The sequence below is a fragment of the Bacteroides sp. AM41-16 genome (genome assembly GCF_003603495.1).
In the GTDB taxonomy this organism is placed as follows: Bacteria; Bacteroidota; Bacteroidia; order Bacteroidales; family Bacteroidaceae; genus Bacteroides; species Bacteroides uniformis.
Window position 1 is genome coordinate 19874 of sequence record NZ_QTNE01000019.1, and the last position, 16388, is coordinate 36261.

Genomic DNA, 16388 nt, shown 5'->3' on the forward strand with positions numbered 1-16388 from the left:
AAATGTGTGGTAAACCTATTGTATCTCTTTTCATTTTGCGATGACTCCATAGTAAACCATGTTATCAATACGCTTCTGATAAATCTGGTTATTCTGCAGCAGATACCCCAAGGCCAAACACAAATCCACATCCCTGAACTTCGTCAGTTTCTGCAATTCAAAGATTGTACACTTCTTAAGATTGCACAAAATGGAATATACCATTTTCATATTATTGGTCGCCTTCTCAATACTCTTCATATTATTATCTTATTATTAGTTCCTTTCTTAAAATGATATCCTATATTATCTACTCAAATATAAGATAAAGACAGAGCAATGACAAACATTGCCCATTCTTTTCATTTCAGATAACATTCTTTGAACTACATATACCTAAAATCTGCAAAAAATATAGAACTTTATAAATATCAACACTTTATAGAAAGGTATATTCACATTATACTATATCCGGAAACGATTATGTTGGTATAATCAAGGTACTATTATATGCTTGCCTTCGGGAGTGACTACTACCGAGCCCATTTTGATGTAATGTTTCCCTTCCGGCGAAACTATTACCTTTGTTTCGCTACTCTTGTCGGAAGATTCTTTTTTCTCATTCATGAAACTCTTGTCCCGCGAAGTGGTAACCGGATAAGTATCCTCCAGATAGCTCTTCATTTCGTCCACTTTTCCGTCTTTGAACCACACCTTGACAGCCGACCACCCCGCAGGAGTATAAGCGCGGAATGTCCAAGCCTCTCCCTCCTTATTCAAATCTCTAAATGCAGGCTCTCCTAAAATGGTACACACCTCTTTAAAGCTCATACCACGTTCAATGCTGCTCAACTGCTTATAATCAAACCCGTAGCTTTCATAAATGCCACAGCCCATCACCAAGACAGCGAGTAACAAGCCTAAAACAACTGACATCTTTTTCATAATAGAAAGTTTTAGTATTTATCCATACAGCAAATGTAGTATGATAAAAACCTCCTTTTCCGTGATTCTCTCTATTTATACATAGGGATTTCCCTATCAGTTTATCTGTATCTTTACAACCTATAAAGAATATCATCCCAGCCCCGTTCCAATGAGCAATATCAAGTCGGAAGGGGCCACCACCGTATGGTTGGCAACCGGCAAAGACAGTCTTAAAACAAAGGTGCAGCCAATCCGAAAGCAGGTTTGTGCTTTCAGGAAGAAGGAAACAGCGTAGTGCTCACCGGTAAGGTGGAGATAAAGGCCCGGCAGCTCCCAATTATGTATTACTGAAATTCAAAGGACACCATGCCACCATTTGGATTGACGGACATTTTGTACGCAGAAATCTTTAAGAAGAGCATTCAGTTCCTCATCTGATGTCTTGCATGGGGGGATGAAAACTATAGCCCCTTCGTTATCACCGGCAATCCGAAACCTCCTTTCTGCAAAGTCAGGACTTTCGGTTTGCCTTTTCGTGCTTTGTTGTATGTGGCTGTGGAAACATGCAAGGTCTCTATCGCTCCATCCTCGAAAGCCACCTTTAAGTAATATTCCTTACGTACTCCGTCCGACACATAACGATGCTTGCCTACTTTACGTCTCTTTTCATGTTCTTTTATCAGCTTCTCAAGTACGGTAACCGTCACCTCCTTTGTCGAAGCAGGAGCCGCCATCCGATAATTCCCTACCAGAAAAAGCGAACAACTGATGACACCCACGCACACCACATGGCACAATATATTCACTGCCTTTTGCTCCATCGTTGTCAGCCATATCCATTTTTTATATAGAGGAAGTGTAACGACTGCCACCACAAGTCCTACCCCTACGGGTATCCACACAGCAGCCAACGTATCTTCATAGATGTTATATCCGATGCAGCCCAAAGCTACGACCAGTACAAACATCAGAAAACGGAGTATTTTTATAAACAGTTCTTTCATTGCCGCGTTTATATTTTTTGCAAATATAGGAAAAATATCATTCGACCGACTGTCAAATCTGTTCAATCTACATGAACTTACTTGCTTGATAGAATGTTATAACTACAATAACTAAAACAGAAAATATCATGGAAAAGAGCTTAATTCATAGTAATGAACTGCATTTTATCAGTAAGAAACGCATTCATCAAGCAGTAGAGAAAATGGTTGAGTCATTGGATTTGGCTGCGGGTTCCACAACCGGCTTCAACATCTATGCAGTAGTGGAGAGCTATTTCACGGATTTGGAAAAACGAAAAGAAATCAATCAGCTGCTCAACCTGGAGCAAGATGTCTGCGAAGAAATAGAGGCAGAATTAAGTTATAAATAAATTACGGAGTTACCGACTACTATTAAGTTACGGGCTACAAGTGTCCTGCAGTATGATAATGCAGTACACTTGTAGCCCGTAACTTATAGTAGCTGATAGCCAGTAAATTGAAACTTGTAGCCCACTCAGTCTTTCGCCTGATGCACCGTCAACTGCGGGAATGGGAAGTCGATACCTTCCTCATTGAATACGGAGTAAATCTTCTTGTTCATATCAAAATAAACGCCCCAGTAGTCTCCGCTCTTCACCCAAACACGAATCACCACATTCACACTGCTGGCATCCAAGGCATGAAGAGCTACAAACGGTTCGGGAGTATTCAAGATACGGCTGTCTTCGGAGATGATACGACGCACGGTGCTCTCTACCTTGTCATAATTCTCACCATATTCTACACCGATCACCCAATCTACACGACGCGTATCCTCACGGCTGTAATTAGTCACTGTACCACTGCTCAACGCACCGTTAGGGATATAGATTACCTTATTGTCGGCTGTGGTCAGAATCGTATGGAAGATTTGAATCTCACGTACCGTTCCGGACACTCCCTGGCTTTCAATCCAGTCGCCTACCTTGAAAGGACGGAACAACAGTACAATCAATCCACCCGCAAAATTCTGCAAGTTTCCGGAAAGTGCCATACCGATAGCCACACCGGCAGATGCCAACAAAGCTGCAAAAGAAGTAGTTTCCACTCCCAATTTACCGATAACGGCAATAATCAGCAGAATGGTCAGCAAGATATTGACTAAACTTTTCACAAAGCTCTGGATACTGGCATCCACATGTCTTTTTGCCAATAACCTCGCCAGCATTTTCCTAAGAAAGGAAATCAAGAACCGTCCTACCACAAAGATGATGACAGCTCCAATAATACGTCCACCGGCACTTACGCCCCAATCTATCAATTGCTGAAGGAATATCTGCAGTTTGCTGAAACCATCGTCAGCAACTTGGGCAGCAAAGGCTGCCATGAATAAAGATGATAACATAACTATACTCTTTTTTTAAAATTAATGCTGCAAAATTAACAAATAACTCTGACTTTCGTTCACTTAACTTGCCACTTTCGACGAAAACTCCTACCTTTGCTCCCGATTTCAACTAAGGGGTGCCCTAATACGACGGGCTGAGATCATACCCATTAACCTGATCCGGGTAATGCCGGCGGAGGGAAAAGAAGAAAAGTTCCCCTTTTCTGTATTCATCTAAACGAAACAATTGCAAATGAAGAGACATGCAATGGCGACCTGCCTCCTTATGGCAGCACTGGGTGTCTGTGCGCAGACACAAGAGCAAGACAGTCTGCGGGTGATAAACCTGCAGGAAGTGGAAGTCATCTCCACACGTGCCACAAACAGCACACCGGTGGCATTCACCAATATAGGCAAAGAACAACTGAAAAAACAGAATTTCGGACAAGACCTGCCGTATCTGTTGAGTATGACACCCTCCGCCATTACTACCAGCGACGCCGGTGCCGGGGTGGGTTACACCACACTGAGAGTCCGCGGAACAGATGGCACACGCATCAACGTCACCGCTAACGGTATTCCCATCAACGATGCGGAAAGCCACACGGTATTCTGGGTCAACCTGCCGGATTTCGCCTCCTCCGTCAAGGATATGCAGGTGCAACGCGGAGCTGGTACCTCAACGAACGGTGCAGGAGCTTTCGGTGCCAGCATCAACATGCAGACGGGTGATTTCTCCATGAAACCCTATGCAGAATTCAACGGTTCCTACGGCTCCTTCCATACGCACAAGGAGACGGTGAAAGTGGGAACGGGACTCATCAACAATCATTGGTCGTTCGACGCGCGGCTCTCCAACATCAGTACAGACGGATATATAGACCGGGCGTCTGTGGGACTGAACTCCTATTACTTGCAAGGAGGGTACTACAATGACAACACCTCTATCAAGCTGATAACCTTTGCCGGCAAAGAGCGCACTTACCACGCATGGAACTATGCCAGCAAGGAAGAGATGGAACGTTACGGACGGCGTTATAATTCCTGCGGATTCATGTACGCCACCGACCGGGACGGCCATGTATACAACAAAGAATATTATAAAGACGACAACGGCGAGAAGCATTACCTCACGGACGAAGGAGGTGCACTGCATTTCTATGACGACCAGACCGACAACTATACGCAAAAGAATTACCAGCTGCTATTCAACCACAATTTCACCTCGCAATGGAACCTAAATATCGGTCTGCACTACACCAAAGGCGACGGATACTATCAAGAATATAAAGGTGAACGCTCGTTGACAGAGTACGGTATGTCGCCTTTCGAATACAATGGCGGCAAGGTAGAAGTAAGCGACCTTATCCGCAAGAAGGCAATGGACAACTGGTTTGGCGGTGGAATCTTCTCCGTAAGCTACAAAGCCGACCGTCTGCATGCCTCGCTAGGCGGTGCACTGAACCGCTATGACGGCGACCACTTCGGAAAAGTGCTTTGGGTAAAGAACTATATCGGCGAACTGAACCCCGACCACGACTACTACCGCAACAACGCCACAAAGAATGACGGAAATATTTATCTGAAAGTCAATTATGAACTGGTAAGCGGCCTCAGCGCCTACCTCGACCTGCAATACCGCCACATCAACTACAAGATAAACGGACTGAACGACAAGTACAACTGGACTGCCGCCACTCCGGGAATGCAAAAATTGGACATTGACGAAGACTTCGACTTCTTCAACCCGAAAGCCGGACTGTCCTGGCAAATCGACCGCAACCACCGCTTATACGGTTCGTTCAGCGTAGCCCATAAAGAACCTACGCGCAACAACTACACCGACGGCTACTTCACCGAACATCCCAAGGCTGAGCGTTTGTTCGACTACGAACTGGGATATACCTTCGCCAACTCATGGCTCCATGCGGGTGCCAACTTCTACTATATGGACTATAAAGACCAGCTGGTACTGACGGGAGAGCTGAACGAGATAGGCGAAGCCATGGCCAGCAACGTGCCCGACAGCTACCGTACGGGTATTGAACTGATGGCTGGCATCAAACTGGACTGCGGCTTGCAATGGGACATCAATGCCACACTCAGCAAGAACCGTGTGCAGAACTTTACCGAGACACTTTTTGAAAACGAGGAGGCTGGGTCGGAAGCATGGGTCATCAAACACGGGGATACCCCCATCGCATTCTCTCCCGACTTCATACTGAACAACCGCTTCGGCTATACGTTCAAGGGATTCGAGGCCTCGTTACAGTCACAATATATCAGCAAGCAATACATGAGTAACGCCAAGCAAGAGGAGTGCACACTAGATGCTTATTTCGTAAGCAACCTGAATCTGTCCTATACCTTCAAGTTGCCTAAAGTAAAGTCGGTAACCGTAGGGTGCACCATCTACAATCTGTTCAATGAAGAATACGAAAACAACGGATACGCAGGCAGCGGATACTATCACGACGACAACGGAGGAAAAGTCCGTTACAACTATGCCGGCTACGCTGCCCAGGCGGGAACGAATGTATTGGGACATATAGCAATCAATTTCTGATGGAACATACTCTTGAGATTATAGGCACTGTGGTCGGGATTCTCTATCTCTGGTTGGAGTACCGGGCAAGCATTTATCTTTGGATAGCGGGCATCATTATGCCTGCCGTCTATATTTTTGTCTACTATGATGCGGGGCTGTATGCAGACTTCGGCATCAACATCTATTATCTGGGTGCTGCCATCTACGGCTGGATGATGTGGAAGTACGGAGCATTTCTGCGCCGGACTATCTTGCGGCGGAAAGGTGCAGGACAGAAAGGAGAGGACACAAGAACAGAAGAACAAAAACTGGAACTTCCTATCACCCATATGCCGGCGCGCTACTTGCTGCCGCTTACCGCCGTATTCATCGCCGCTCTGCTTGGCATTGCCTGGATATTGATAAACTTCACGGACAGCAATGTGCCCTGGCTGGACTCCTTCACCACCGCACTGAGCATAGCCGGCATGTGGATGCTGGCACGGAAATATGTAGAGCAATGGTGGGCATGGATTGCGGTAGATGCCGTTAGCGCCGGACTGTACATCTACAAAGGACTTGATTTTACAGCCGGACTATATGCCCTTTACACAATTATAGCTATCTTTGGCTACTTCAAATGGAGGAAAATGATGAACAAGGATGAAGGATTAGAGATTAGGGATTAAGAAAGACATGAAAGACGAACTATCAACGAGCAACGAGCAATTATTAACTATTGATGCCGTAGTTTTGGCGAATGGGGAATATCCTGCAAGTCCCCTACCTTTAAAGATATTGGCGGAAGCGCCTTACGTGGTTTGTTGCGACGGCGGAGCGGACGAATACATCCGCCGGGGCCATACTCCCGACGTAATCATCGGCGACGGTGACTCCCTCAGTGATGAAAACCGCCGGAAGTTCGGACATATCCTACACCGTATCAGCGACCAGGAGACCAACGACCAGACTAAAGCCGTCAACTTCCTGCTGGCGAAAGGCAAACGCCGTATCGCCATCATCGGTGCCACGGGCAAACGTGAAGACCATACACTGGGAAATATCAGCCTGCTCATCGACTATCTCCGTGCCGGAGCCGATGTACGTACCTATACCGATTACGGCATCTTCATCCCCTGCCGGAGTACCCGCACCTTCCCAAGCCATCCCGGACAGCAAGTATCCATCATCAACTTCACTGCACACGGTCTGCATGGCAAAGGACTGGTCTATCCCCTCAGCGATTTCACCAACTGGTGGCAAGGCACACTCAACGAATGCACCAGTACAGAATTCACCATCGAGGCGGAAGGGGAATACCTGGTATTCGTCACTACTTCTTCGCTTCCGCCACTTCAACAAAGTACACGCTGATACAAATCATGGCAATGGCAGCGGCTTGCGTCCAACTGAAACGGTCTTGCCCCAAGGTGAGGGAAACAACGGTAGTCACCACCAGTATCAGATAGCTGTACATGGCTACAACCGTCGTCTTGAGATGCTTCAAGCCCACCGGAACCAGAAAGTAACTGAGGTAAGTAGGGAAAACCAGCACAAACGCCAGCACCGCCCACGGCACCCAGTGCCACTCCCCATGCAAGGCATCCGTAAGCAAGGGTGCATCCCAGCCTATAATGGACGACACAATCAATCCCGTTACTGCCGCACCGCCAAAGATGTACTTCATCATCGTCACTACCCCGACCTCTTCCAGCAGTTTCTTGCTCACAATCAGGTAAACGGCAAAGACCAGCGAGCTCACCATACAGAGCATGTTGCCCGTAAACGCATCGTGCGCCAGGTCATCACTGCCTTGCGTAAGGATACACAACAACGCACCGCCAAAACCCAGCGCTATGCCGATTATCTTCATCAGCGTAGCCTTTTCGTGCAGGAAAAAGACAGATATCAGAAAGACCCAAATGGGCTGCATGGAGTTGAAGATGGCACTGGAAACCGGAGTCGTCTTACTGATGCCCAGCAGATAGCAGAACATGAACCCGTAGAGTCCGAAAGCTCCCAGACAGAACAGCCCTATCCGCTGCCGCCTTGTGACCGGTGCCTCCTTTACAAACCAGCTTGTTATCCAAAATGCCACGGCAGCAAAGACACAACGCACCGTGACACCTGTCAATGCACCCAGCCACAAAGGGAGCAGAAATTTCAATCCATTCATATTCAACCCCGCCATGACGCGCGATGCAACCATACTGAGATTGGCTTCCAGTTTCTTATCTTTCATCAGCTTCGTATTTTTCCCCTCAAACAATTCATTACTTTGAAATGTTTTTCGGAAAAAGAATGACTAAAAAAGCAAAAAATAGCAGATTTGGGCTTTTGTTTTGAGTTTCAAGTGGTTGTGGCAGTTGTTGGCTTTAAGTGACGTTCGTGAGGAAATGCGAAAATAGCAGATTTGAGAAGTGGAAACGCTTTCAATTCATTACCTCAGAAAAACGCCCTAATGAGCTTTTTTAACGGTGTCGGTTCTTGTTTCTCCATTCTGCACAGGTTGTGAATTTGCCATGCAGCTCTCATAGTTTAATTTTGCACTGAACAAAAAGCAAACAATTATGAGAAGTACATTCAAGACAGTCTTCTATGTAAACGGAAGCAAGGAGAGAAACGGAATTGTCCCTATCATGGGACGTGTGACAATCAACGGAACTATCGCACAGTTCAGTTGCAAGCTGAGCGTGACCAAGGCGATATGGGATGCCAAGGGCAACAGAGCCAAAGGCAGAAGCAAGGAAGCCAATGAGGTGAACTTTGCGCTTGATAACATCAAGGCTCAAATCGCTAAGCATTACCAACGGCTTTCCGACCGTGAGGCGTTCGTTACCGCTGAAATGGTGAGAAACGCATATCAAGGCATAGGTACGGAGTATGAGACATTACTCAGAGCTTTTGACAAGGAGAACGCAGCCTTTGCCCAACGCGTGGGAAAAGACCGAGCTGTCCGAACCTACCGCAAGTATCTGACGGTAAGAAAGTACGTTGCCGAGTTCATCAAATTTCAGTACAAGCGCAGCGATATGTCCATGAATGAGCTTACCGAGGAGTTCATCCGTGATTTTTGTCTGTATTTGAAGAATGTCATTGGACTCACGCAATCTACCATTTGGATATACTCCATACCATTGAAGCATATCGTCACGGCAGCACACTACAACGGCAAGATACAGAGAAATCCGTTTGCCATGTACCACGTTGACCCAGACCACAAGGAGCGTGAGTTCTTGACAGAGGAAGAATTGGACATATTGGCAGGAATAGAGTTGGAAAATCCCAACTTTGCTTTTGCGAGAGACTTGTTTATGTTTGGTTGTTGGACAGGTATCTCTTTCATTGACATCAAGAATCTTACAGAGGACAATGTTGCCATTATAAGTGGGTCTCCATGGATAGTTTCTCAGCGTCAAAAGACAGGCGTACCATTCAAAATTAAACTGATAGATGCAGCCATACAGATAATTGAACGTTACAAGCCATTGAGAAAAGATATGCACTTGTTTAATATTGGCTCACTTGACATGGTAAACAAGCGTATAAAGAAAGTGGCAAAAATGTGTGGCATCAAGAAGCGAATTTCATTTCATGTAAGCCGGCATTCGTTCGCAGTTTTGGCTTTAAACTACGGTATGCCGATAGAGAGTGTAAGCAAGATACTGGGACATACGGACATCGCCACAACACAAATTTACGCAAAGGTGACAAGTACTAAATTGGAGCATGACATATCAGCTTTTGAAAGTCGAATCAAGGGGCATATGCCGACAATGGGGGGAATGGCATGAAAAGGACTGTAATCACCGTGGACGGAAATGGAATGTTATCCATTCCGTCCAACTTGCAAGACTTGTGGATGAGTGAGGGTGAATTGGTTGATATGCTTCATGTCACCGCCATGAAACTCCATGCTGTGATAAGGTCAATATACAAGGATGGTTTATTGACGGTGTCGGAAGTCCAACAGAAACAGGAAACTTCCAATGGCATTTGGCAAACGTTGTATGGCTTTCCGATGATTGTTGCCCTTTGCTTCCGTATAAACTCATACGGGGCAGCTCGGTTTCGTGCCACCATCTTCAAGAGATTGTACGGGGCAAAAGAGAAAAGTAGTGTCATTATCCTACAACTCAATAGAAGAACAACCGCCTTTAGTTGAATGTCCTCTTGCTTGTTTGTTGGCTTGGCGCTGTCGTACTGTCGTGAATAAGTACTGAAGCATAAGCATGACATTCTTACTTGTAGGGGGATGAGTTCTGTTCATAAAAATGACGGACAAAACACCCCTTATTTTTGTTGAATTGTTGAATATGATGAAAGAAGTATTGAACATCAGGTATTTACGGCTCAACATATTCTCAACAAATCTCTCAACAAAAGAAAGATAATGTTGAAAAGAGAAAACCATGAACACCATTCCTTTCTTTCTTTTTTGCCCAGTAATTTGTTGTGTAGAGCTATTTGTTGAGAGTTTGTTGAGGGTATAAGTGGTTGGTTCTCATAAAGATAACACCTATCTTCAACAATTCAACGTTTTACATGCCCTCACTTGGTACGCTGTAAAATGTGCTTGTGGATTAATTGGCAACCGCTCTATTCTCCGAAATGGTTGCAGCAACGTTCCTTGGAGGCTTTGCGCCTCCAGCCACTTGGGCGAACCTCCGCAGTGTTTTAGCATGGCATTAGATTTATGCAGACTATACCGAGGACACACAGCACACATAACACACTCGGCATAGTTCACAAAGGAAATCAACAACACACAACTGAAACACTTGGCAAGTTTCACACTGAAAATATCACCTTTTCCTTTGCAAACTCCATGTACAAAGTAGCTTGTGTCTGTGACCTTGTTCTTTCAATGTGGCAGCTTTGATGTTTGGCGCAAATTGAGAGAATTAAGGTCTGCAACCTTGGGCATGGAAAGCCGAAAGGCAAATATCTCGTCTTTTGTTCTTAGAGGAGGGAGCGAGGTTATGTTTTGGGAACCCCAAAACGCCTCGCTCCACCATGAGGGCGAAGAAATTTTGCTCCCAACGGTTGCAGAAAGTGAGTGTACCAACTGTAGGCAGTGCATAGAAATATGTAAATAGATTTGTCAGGTGTAGTTTATTCTTCCTTTATTTGCACAAAAGTATGTTTTGAGTGTTATAAAAAATAAAAAAATGCACTATTACGTTGATACTTTTGTATTTTTGCACTCAGTTATCTTGGACAGCAGAATTTGAAACACTGAAAATCCGTAATCTGTCTATATGTAAAATCTTTAAATTTGGATTATTATGACTAAGAAGTTTTGGTTAATAGCACTCATCGTAGCTTGCACTGTTGTATTTGGCAGTTGCGATAAGTCTGAGGAATTGAGTGTTGAGCAATGTAAGTTGGATATGAATCTATTCAACCAAACCTATACTGTTAATGATGAGGGGTGCTGTGTGCTAAAAGGGAGAAAGCCAATAGCAGCAGAAGAAATACAGAGTAAGGTCAAGGGCTATGGTTGGGAGAGTATTGCCACTTATGAGGTACAGGAAAACGGAAAGTTGAGCAAGGAGGAATTTTGGAAAGACAGATTTGGTGGCAGCCCTACACACTTTTGGTTTGAGACATCACAGCAAGCTTTTAGTTATTTTTATAGTGATGCCTTGCCAGCCTTTTGTTTCAGTCGTGTATCATGGACTTATGACATGGACAAAGGCTTCATACTGTTTGGCAGCAACAAGCAGACAACAGACAGCAGATACATGCAGATTCTTAAGCTTGACGAGTCGAATGGCAAGACCTTAATGTACACCATACAAAAATTGGGAGCGACGAGTGATGGCAGCAATGGTTACAAGTCTATATATGGCATGATTGTATATAAACGCATGACCGAAACCGATTTGGAAATGATGAAGAAAAGTTACACGTATGATACGGATATTGACCGTTCTGTTCCCGACAACTGCAAGTTTAAGATTAAGGCATACTATGCAGAAGACGACAAAGACAACACAGACCCTGTGTTTCAGACCTTCTGCCTTGTAACATTTGAGCTTACCGATGAATATGGTTTCAACTCTTCAGATAATGCCTATTACAACTACTACGATTCAATTACTTGGACGAGTGATTGTCGTGATATGCCAGATAGCTTTGGAATCATGGAACGTAAGACAAACTGTTTGAATACTTCCTATTGGTGGAGCACATACTTCTTCACGCCTCATGACAATACTATTGTCTATGCCAATGGCTATAAAGATGGCCGTATTGTCTATCAAGCCCGAAAGAGGCTCTATTTGGTGAATGATGGATTCTTTGGTTACGATTGGGATAACGTAAGGTATAATTCCAAGAACCCCGAACTAACAGAATATTGCTTGCTGGACAAGAGCCGTGAGTTTATCCTAACTCCACCTACTGCCTACAAAGAAGACATTACAAAACCGTATGCAGAGTTACGTATTGTACTGAAAGGAGCAAAAGACAAAAACGACAAGGAATATATGTTAGGCGTGCTTGAACGTGAAAGAGAAGGTCTGTTGAAGATTATGGACCAGTACTATGAAGCACATAGTACTATAAAAGAAACAGAAAAGGCTTCGCTGTGTAAAACGTTTAAGGCACTACCCGAAGATGCTGATATTAAAGCATATTGGCGTACAAAACATTCTCGCATGGTACTGATACTTAAAACTGACGGGGAAGACCCTATAAACAGTGAATACTATGTGCATGCGGAACCAATTAAATGATAAATAAGTTTAATGTGGACAACAATAGTCATAAGGCGAAGTTAATCTTTGTTTTATGACTATTGTTTTTTTGCACCAACATAGTGTGGTTTCATTTTTATTTTGTATTTTTGCAACTGTAAAGAGTTGTTAGGCAAAGCAAACATATGCATATTGCAGAAGTTGTGACTATTGCCAAATCATTACCTCTATTGAGGTTGAACACTTATAAATCGCTCATTTTAAGCTATTCAGCAGATTATAGAAGAATTTTAAGGAAAAAGGAGATAACGTTATGGCAAAAGTTAAAGAAGAGCAATCGTCCCAGCAAACAAAGCAAGTCCTCGCATTCTCCACCCGGCTACGCCATGACCTTAAGAAAGCCTGCCGGCAACTGGATGAGGGAGAAGGACAAGAGGATGTCACAATCAGTAAGGAGGTGGAAGCATGGCTAAACAAATAATCTGGTCGCCACTTGCCAAAGAAGCTCTGAAGGACCTGCTGATTTCCTCGCAAGAAAGAGATGGCAACAAACGGTGTGGCGGGACTCTGTACACCTTGTTCCAAAATGCATTGTACCGTGTCACGCTGAATCCGTTTATCGGACAGCCCACCGAAGCAGAGAACATACGGTACATCATTCCGCATCCCGACTATACGCTTCTTTACCGGCACAGTCTCCGGAAGATTGAAGTGCTTGTGCTATGGAACAACCATCATAAGTTGGGCAGCATGATAAACATCATCCGGGAAGAACCCGATACAGAATAAAGCAGCCAATCTTGTCAAGAGCAGATTTATGGAAGATTAACGGAACAGACGCATGATCGTCCGTTCATATAGCCGGAACAAACCATGTATCCGTCCCGAACATATCATCCGTTTATCCTCGACACACCATCTGTCAGCGCTGAATATATCATCCGAAAGCTCGGAGCTTTTCATCCGAAACATCCGGACTTTTCGTCAAAACCGCCGGAATTTTCCAAGCAAATGCCCACCATTCCGCTTGCTGAAGTGGAGGATTAAATCTGCAAAACACTGGTTTAGGAGAGTAAACCCTAAGCTTTGGCTAATGAAGTGACGGAAGAACACAACAAAAAAGGAGAAGCGACGCCTCTCCTTTTATGCTAATTTAAAATTGAATCTGAACTAAGATTGCAGTTACAAAGATACAACATCCGAAAGGCAATGTCAAGCAATCCGGTGTTTTTCTTTACTGACGTCCCATTCTTTATACATGCATCAGATATTGCTTGAAGTCCGCAAAGTCCTTCGACATTGGCAGGCTCTTCTTCTCGCCGCGCATAAAGGCCTGAAGCTTGGCAGGTATTTCTACGGCTTCACCGATAATCTTCTCCACTGTATCCTTGAACTTCGCCGGATGGGCCGTTTCCAAGAATACGCCCGTTTCGCCGGGTTTCAGTCCTTCGGCCAGGGCCCGGAAGCCGCAGGCTCCGTGCGGGTCGAGCAGGTAATGGTCCTTCTTCCACACTTCCCGCATGGTTTCGGCAATCTGCTCGTCGGTATAAGTGGCACCGCTGATTTCGGCAGAGATGGCGGCATGGCTGCCTCCGTAAAGGTCGAGTACGCGGGCAAAGTTGCTCGGGTCGCCCACATCCATCGCGTTAGCAATGGTAGCGATGCTGGGACGCGGCGTATAAACACCTGTCTGCAAATATTGGAAGAAGATATCATTGCGGTTGTTGGAAGCGATAAAGCGTTCCACGGGCAGTCCCATACGCTTGCCGAAGAGGCCGGCAGTGATGTTACCGAAGTTACCGCTGGGTACACACACGACGGCATTGCCTCCCTTGCCGGCACGTTTCAGTTGAGCATAGGCATAAAAGTAATAGAATGCCTGCGGCAAGAAACGCGCCACGTTGATGGAATTGGCACTGGTCAGTTGCAGATGTTCGTTGAGCTCGCGGTCCATAAAAGCGGATTTAACCAAAGCCTGGCAATCGTCGAACGTACCATCGACCTCAATAGCCGTGATATTCTGCCCTAAGGTAGTGAACTGTTTCTCCTGGATTTCACTGACTTTTCCCTTCGGGTAGAGCACATAGACGTGTATGCCTTCCACACCGAGGAAACCATTGGCAACGGCACTGCCCGTATCACCGGAGGTAGCAACAAGCACATTGACTTGCTTCTTGCCCTCTTTCTTGATAAAGTATCCCAGCAAACGCGCCATGAAGCGACCGCCTACATCCTTAAAGGCAAGCGTCGGACCATGGAACAGCTCAAGCGAATAAATATTCTTTGTCACCCGGACCAGAGGGACATCGAAACTGAGTGTGTCATAAACAATCTGTTTCAGCGTATCGGCAGGAACATCCTCGCCAAAGAAAGCATCTGCCACGCGATAGGCTATCTCCTGAAAGCTGAGTGTATCGATGCTATCGTAAAACTCTTGTGGCAGAGTTTTGATTGTAAAGGGCATGAAAAGCCCCTTGTCTGCGGCAAGCCCCTTTACCACGGCCTCTTCAAGAGTGGCTTCGGGGGCTTGTTTGTTGGTGCTATAATATTTCATTGCGGTATTTTTTTATTCACCACAGAGTCTCACAGAATTCTCTATAAATAAAACCCCGTAAAACTCTGTGTTACTCTGTGGTGGAACTCATAAATTCATTAATAAACTCGTCTTCTTTCATCAGTCCGTAACTGCCTTCGCAGGCTGCCACTTCATCAAATGTCCGTACTTCGTCAGCCTCGATACCCGGATGCCAAATGAGGAACGGGATAGGTTCGGCCGTATGCGTACGGAGTTCGCAGGGAGTGGGATGGTCGGGCAATACGGAGATAGCAACGGGTTCCTCCCAATCCTTCACAGCCTCGTAGATAGGACCTACGGCACGGCTGTCCAGATTCTCAATCGTCATAATCTTCAAGGGGACATTTCCTTCGTGACCGGCCTCATCACTGGCCTCGATATGCAGGTAGACAAAATCATCCGTCCGCAATGCATCAAGGGCGGCAGCCACCTTATTCTCATAGTTGGTATCATAAAGCCCCGTCGCACCTTCTACGGTGATGCGCCGCAATCCGGCATAGTAGCCGATGCCGTTAATCAAATCCACGGCAGAAATCACAGCACCACGCTTCACCTGCGGGAACTTGTCTGAAAGGCGCTCCATCTGCGGACGATAACCGGGACTCCACGGCCAGATGCTATTGGCAGGGTCCTTACCCTCGGCCTTCCGCTTCATGCTGACCGGATGGTTTTCCAGCAACACTTGCGAACGGAGAATCAAATCATTAATCAAATCGGCAGTCTGCTTCGGAGTAAGCTCTGCACCGCCTTCGGGGACCGAAATATTCTCCGTACCCTCCATCGGCTTCACCATCAACGGACGGAAAGGCCTCAAAGGGACATCGTGGGGCGGCGTACAGTCAATGCGCTTGTCCCCTCCTTTTATTACCAGCAGATGGCGGTATTGCACGCCCGTATGGAAATGCACGCGGTCATTACCCAAATGCTCCTGAAGGTATTTTACCAACACATCCGCTTCCTCTGTAGTAATGTGCCCGGCAGAATGATTCTTGATATTGTCTCCCTCGATACAGATAATGTTGCAGCGCATCGCCATCTCACCCGGCTGCAAGTCCACACCGATACTCGCCGCCTCCAATGGACCGCGGCCTTCGTACACCTTCGGCAGGTTATAGCCCAGAACGGACATATTCGCCACCTCACTGCCGGGATGAAATCCCTCGGCCACCGTCACCAGCCTTCCCACACGTCCCATGCGTGCCAGCTTGTCCATATAGGGAGTTGCAGCCGCCTGCAGCAAGGTTTTGCCTCCCAGAGCCTTCACGGGCCAGTCGGCCATACCATCACCCAATATAATGATGTGTTTCATCTTTCTATATTACGA

At 45.8% G+C, this 16388-nt stretch carries 16 protein-coding genes, 1 pseudogene and 1 riboswitch; of the genes and pseudogenes, 10 read left to right on the top strand and 7 right to left on the bottom strand.

What is annotated here, in order from left to right; translation table 11 throughout:
• Positions 1-30: 30 nt before the first annotated feature.
• Both DW896_RS15590 and DW896_RS15595 read right to left on the bottom strand, forming a co-directional pair.
• Positions 31-240 (bottom strand): winged helix-turn-helix domain-containing protein, encoded by a 210-nt coding sequence (locus DW896_RS15590; protein WP_005828467.1) that lies wholly within the window; start codon positions 238-240, stop codon positions 31-33.
• 234 nt (positions 241-474) lie between these two features.
• Positions 475-924, bottom strand: coding sequence for a hypothetical protein (locus DW896_RS15595; RefSeq protein WP_005828472.1), 450 nt, complete (start codon positions 922-924; stop codon positions 475-477).
• A 103-nt stretch (positions 925-1027) separates the two neighbouring features.
• Here DW896_RS15595 and DW896_RS21755 point away from each other — a divergent pair.
• Positions 1028-1319: pseudogene (locus tag DW896_RS21755) on the top strand (pyridoxamine 5'-phosphate oxidase family protein).
• A gap of 48 nt (positions 1320-1367) precedes the next feature.
• Here the strand turns inward: DW896_RS21755 and DW896_RS15605 are convergent.
• Positions 1368-1910: a hypothetical protein gene (locus DW896_RS15605; protein WP_005828477.1), complete on the bottom strand. Its 543-nt coding sequence runs from the start codon at positions 1908-1910 to the stop codon at positions 1368-1370.
• Positions 1911-2038: 128 nt separating this feature from the next.
• On the opposite strand from DW896_RS15605, the gene DW896_RS15610 reads away from it, so the two are divergent.
• Positions 2039-2281, top strand: coding sequence for a hypothetical protein (locus DW896_RS15610; protein ID WP_005828479.1), 243 nt, complete (start codon positions 2039-2041; stop codon positions 2279-2281).
• Between the two features lie 125 nt (positions 2282-2406).
• On the opposite strand, the gene DW896_RS15615 is transcribed toward DW896_RS15610, so the two are convergent.
• The gene (locus DW896_RS15615; RefSeq protein ID WP_034528887.1) at positions 2407-3276 is read right to left on the bottom strand and encodes a mechanosensitive ion channel family protein; all 870 of its coding nucleotides are present in this window, start codon (positions 3274-3276) and stop codon (positions 2407-2409) included.
• Positions 3277-3381: 105 nt separating this feature from the next.
• Positions 3382-3478: riboswitch (TPP riboswitch) on the top strand.
• Between the two features lie 33 nt (positions 3479-3511).
• Here DW896_RS15615 and DW896_RS15620 point away from each other — a divergent pair.
• The 3 genes from DW896_RS15620 to DW896_RS15630 are packed head-to-tail and all read left to right on the top strand — an operon-like array spanning position 3512 to position 7159.
• Positions 3512-5824: a TonB-dependent receptor gene (locus DW896_RS15620; protein WP_117703562.1), complete on the top strand. Its 2313-nt coding sequence runs from the start codon at positions 3512-3514 to the stop codon at positions 5822-5824.
• Positions 5824-6474, top strand: a complete 651-nt coding sequence (gene pnuC / locus DW896_RS15625) for a nicotinamide riboside transporter PnuC (RefSeq protein ID WP_005834990.1) — start codon at positions 5824-5826, stop codon at positions 6472-6474. Before DW896_RS15620 ends, pnuC begins: the two co-directional genes overlap by 1 nt.
• A 7-nt stretch (positions 6475-6481) precedes the next feature.
• Entirely contained in the window at positions 6482-7159 is a 678-nt protein-coding gene (locus DW896_RS15630) for a thiamine diphosphokinase (RefSeq protein ID WP_009037242.1), read from the top strand.
• Here DW896_RS15630 and DW896_RS15635 read toward each other — a convergent pair.
• Positions 7119-8027 carry a DMT family transporter gene (locus DW896_RS15635; RefSeq protein WP_118132347.1) on the bottom strand — a complete coding sequence of 303 codons (909 nt, stop codon included), beginning with the start codon at positions 8025-8027 and terminating at the stop codon, positions 7119-7121. The two genes, DW896_RS15630 and DW896_RS15635, sit on opposite strands and share 41 nt — an antisense overlap.
• Before the next feature lie 328 nt (positions 8028-8355).
• Between DW896_RS15635 and DW896_RS15640 the strand changes: the two genes are divergently transcribed.
• From DW896_RS15640 to DW896_RS15660, 5 genes are all read left to right on the top strand, one after another.
• Entirely contained in the window at positions 8356-9579 is a 1224-nt protein-coding gene (locus DW896_RS15640; RefSeq protein WP_117677892.1) for a site-specific integrase, read from the top strand.
• Positions 9576-9950, top strand: coding sequence for a hypothetical protein (locus DW896_RS15645; RefSeq protein WP_038606222.1), 375 nt, complete (start codon positions 9576-9578; stop codon positions 9948-9950). Before DW896_RS15640 ends, DW896_RS15645 begins: the two co-directional genes overlap by 4 nt.
• 1123 nt (positions 9951-11073) lie before the next feature.
• Positions 11074-12528 (top strand): hypothetical protein, encoded by a 1455-nt coding sequence (locus DW896_RS15650; RefSeq protein WP_089545425.1) that lies wholly within the window; start codon positions 11074-11076, stop codon positions 12526-12528.
• 274 nt (positions 12529-12802) lie between these two features.
• Positions 12803-12970: a hypothetical protein gene (locus tag DW896_RS21495; protein ID WP_165860120.1), complete on the top strand. Its 168-nt coding sequence runs from the start codon at positions 12803-12805 to the stop codon at positions 12968-12970.
• Positions 12955-13278, top strand: coding sequence for a type II toxin-antitoxin system RelE/ParE family toxin (locus tag DW896_RS15660; RefSeq protein WP_005834986.1), 324 nt, complete (start codon positions 12955-12957; stop codon positions 13276-13278). The genes DW896_RS21495 and DW896_RS15660 overlap by 16 nt, the downstream gene beginning before the upstream one ends.
• A gap of 463 nt (positions 13279-13741) precedes the next feature.
• Here DW896_RS15660 and thrC read toward each other — a convergent pair whose 3' ends face one another.
• Both thrC and DW896_RS15670 read right to left on the bottom strand, forming a co-directional pair.
• A complete protein-coding gene (thrC, locus tag DW896_RS15665; protein ID WP_005828500.1) occupies positions 13742-15043 on the bottom strand; it encodes a threonine synthase in 1302 nt (433 codons plus the stop codon).
• Positions 15044-15113: 70 nt separating this feature from the next.
• A complete protein-coding gene (locus DW896_RS15670) occupies positions 15114-16373 on the bottom strand; it encodes a cofactor-independent phosphoglycerate mutase (RefSeq protein ID WP_117652818.1) in 1260 nt (419 codons plus the stop codon).
• Positions 16374-16388 lie beyond the last annotated feature (15 nt).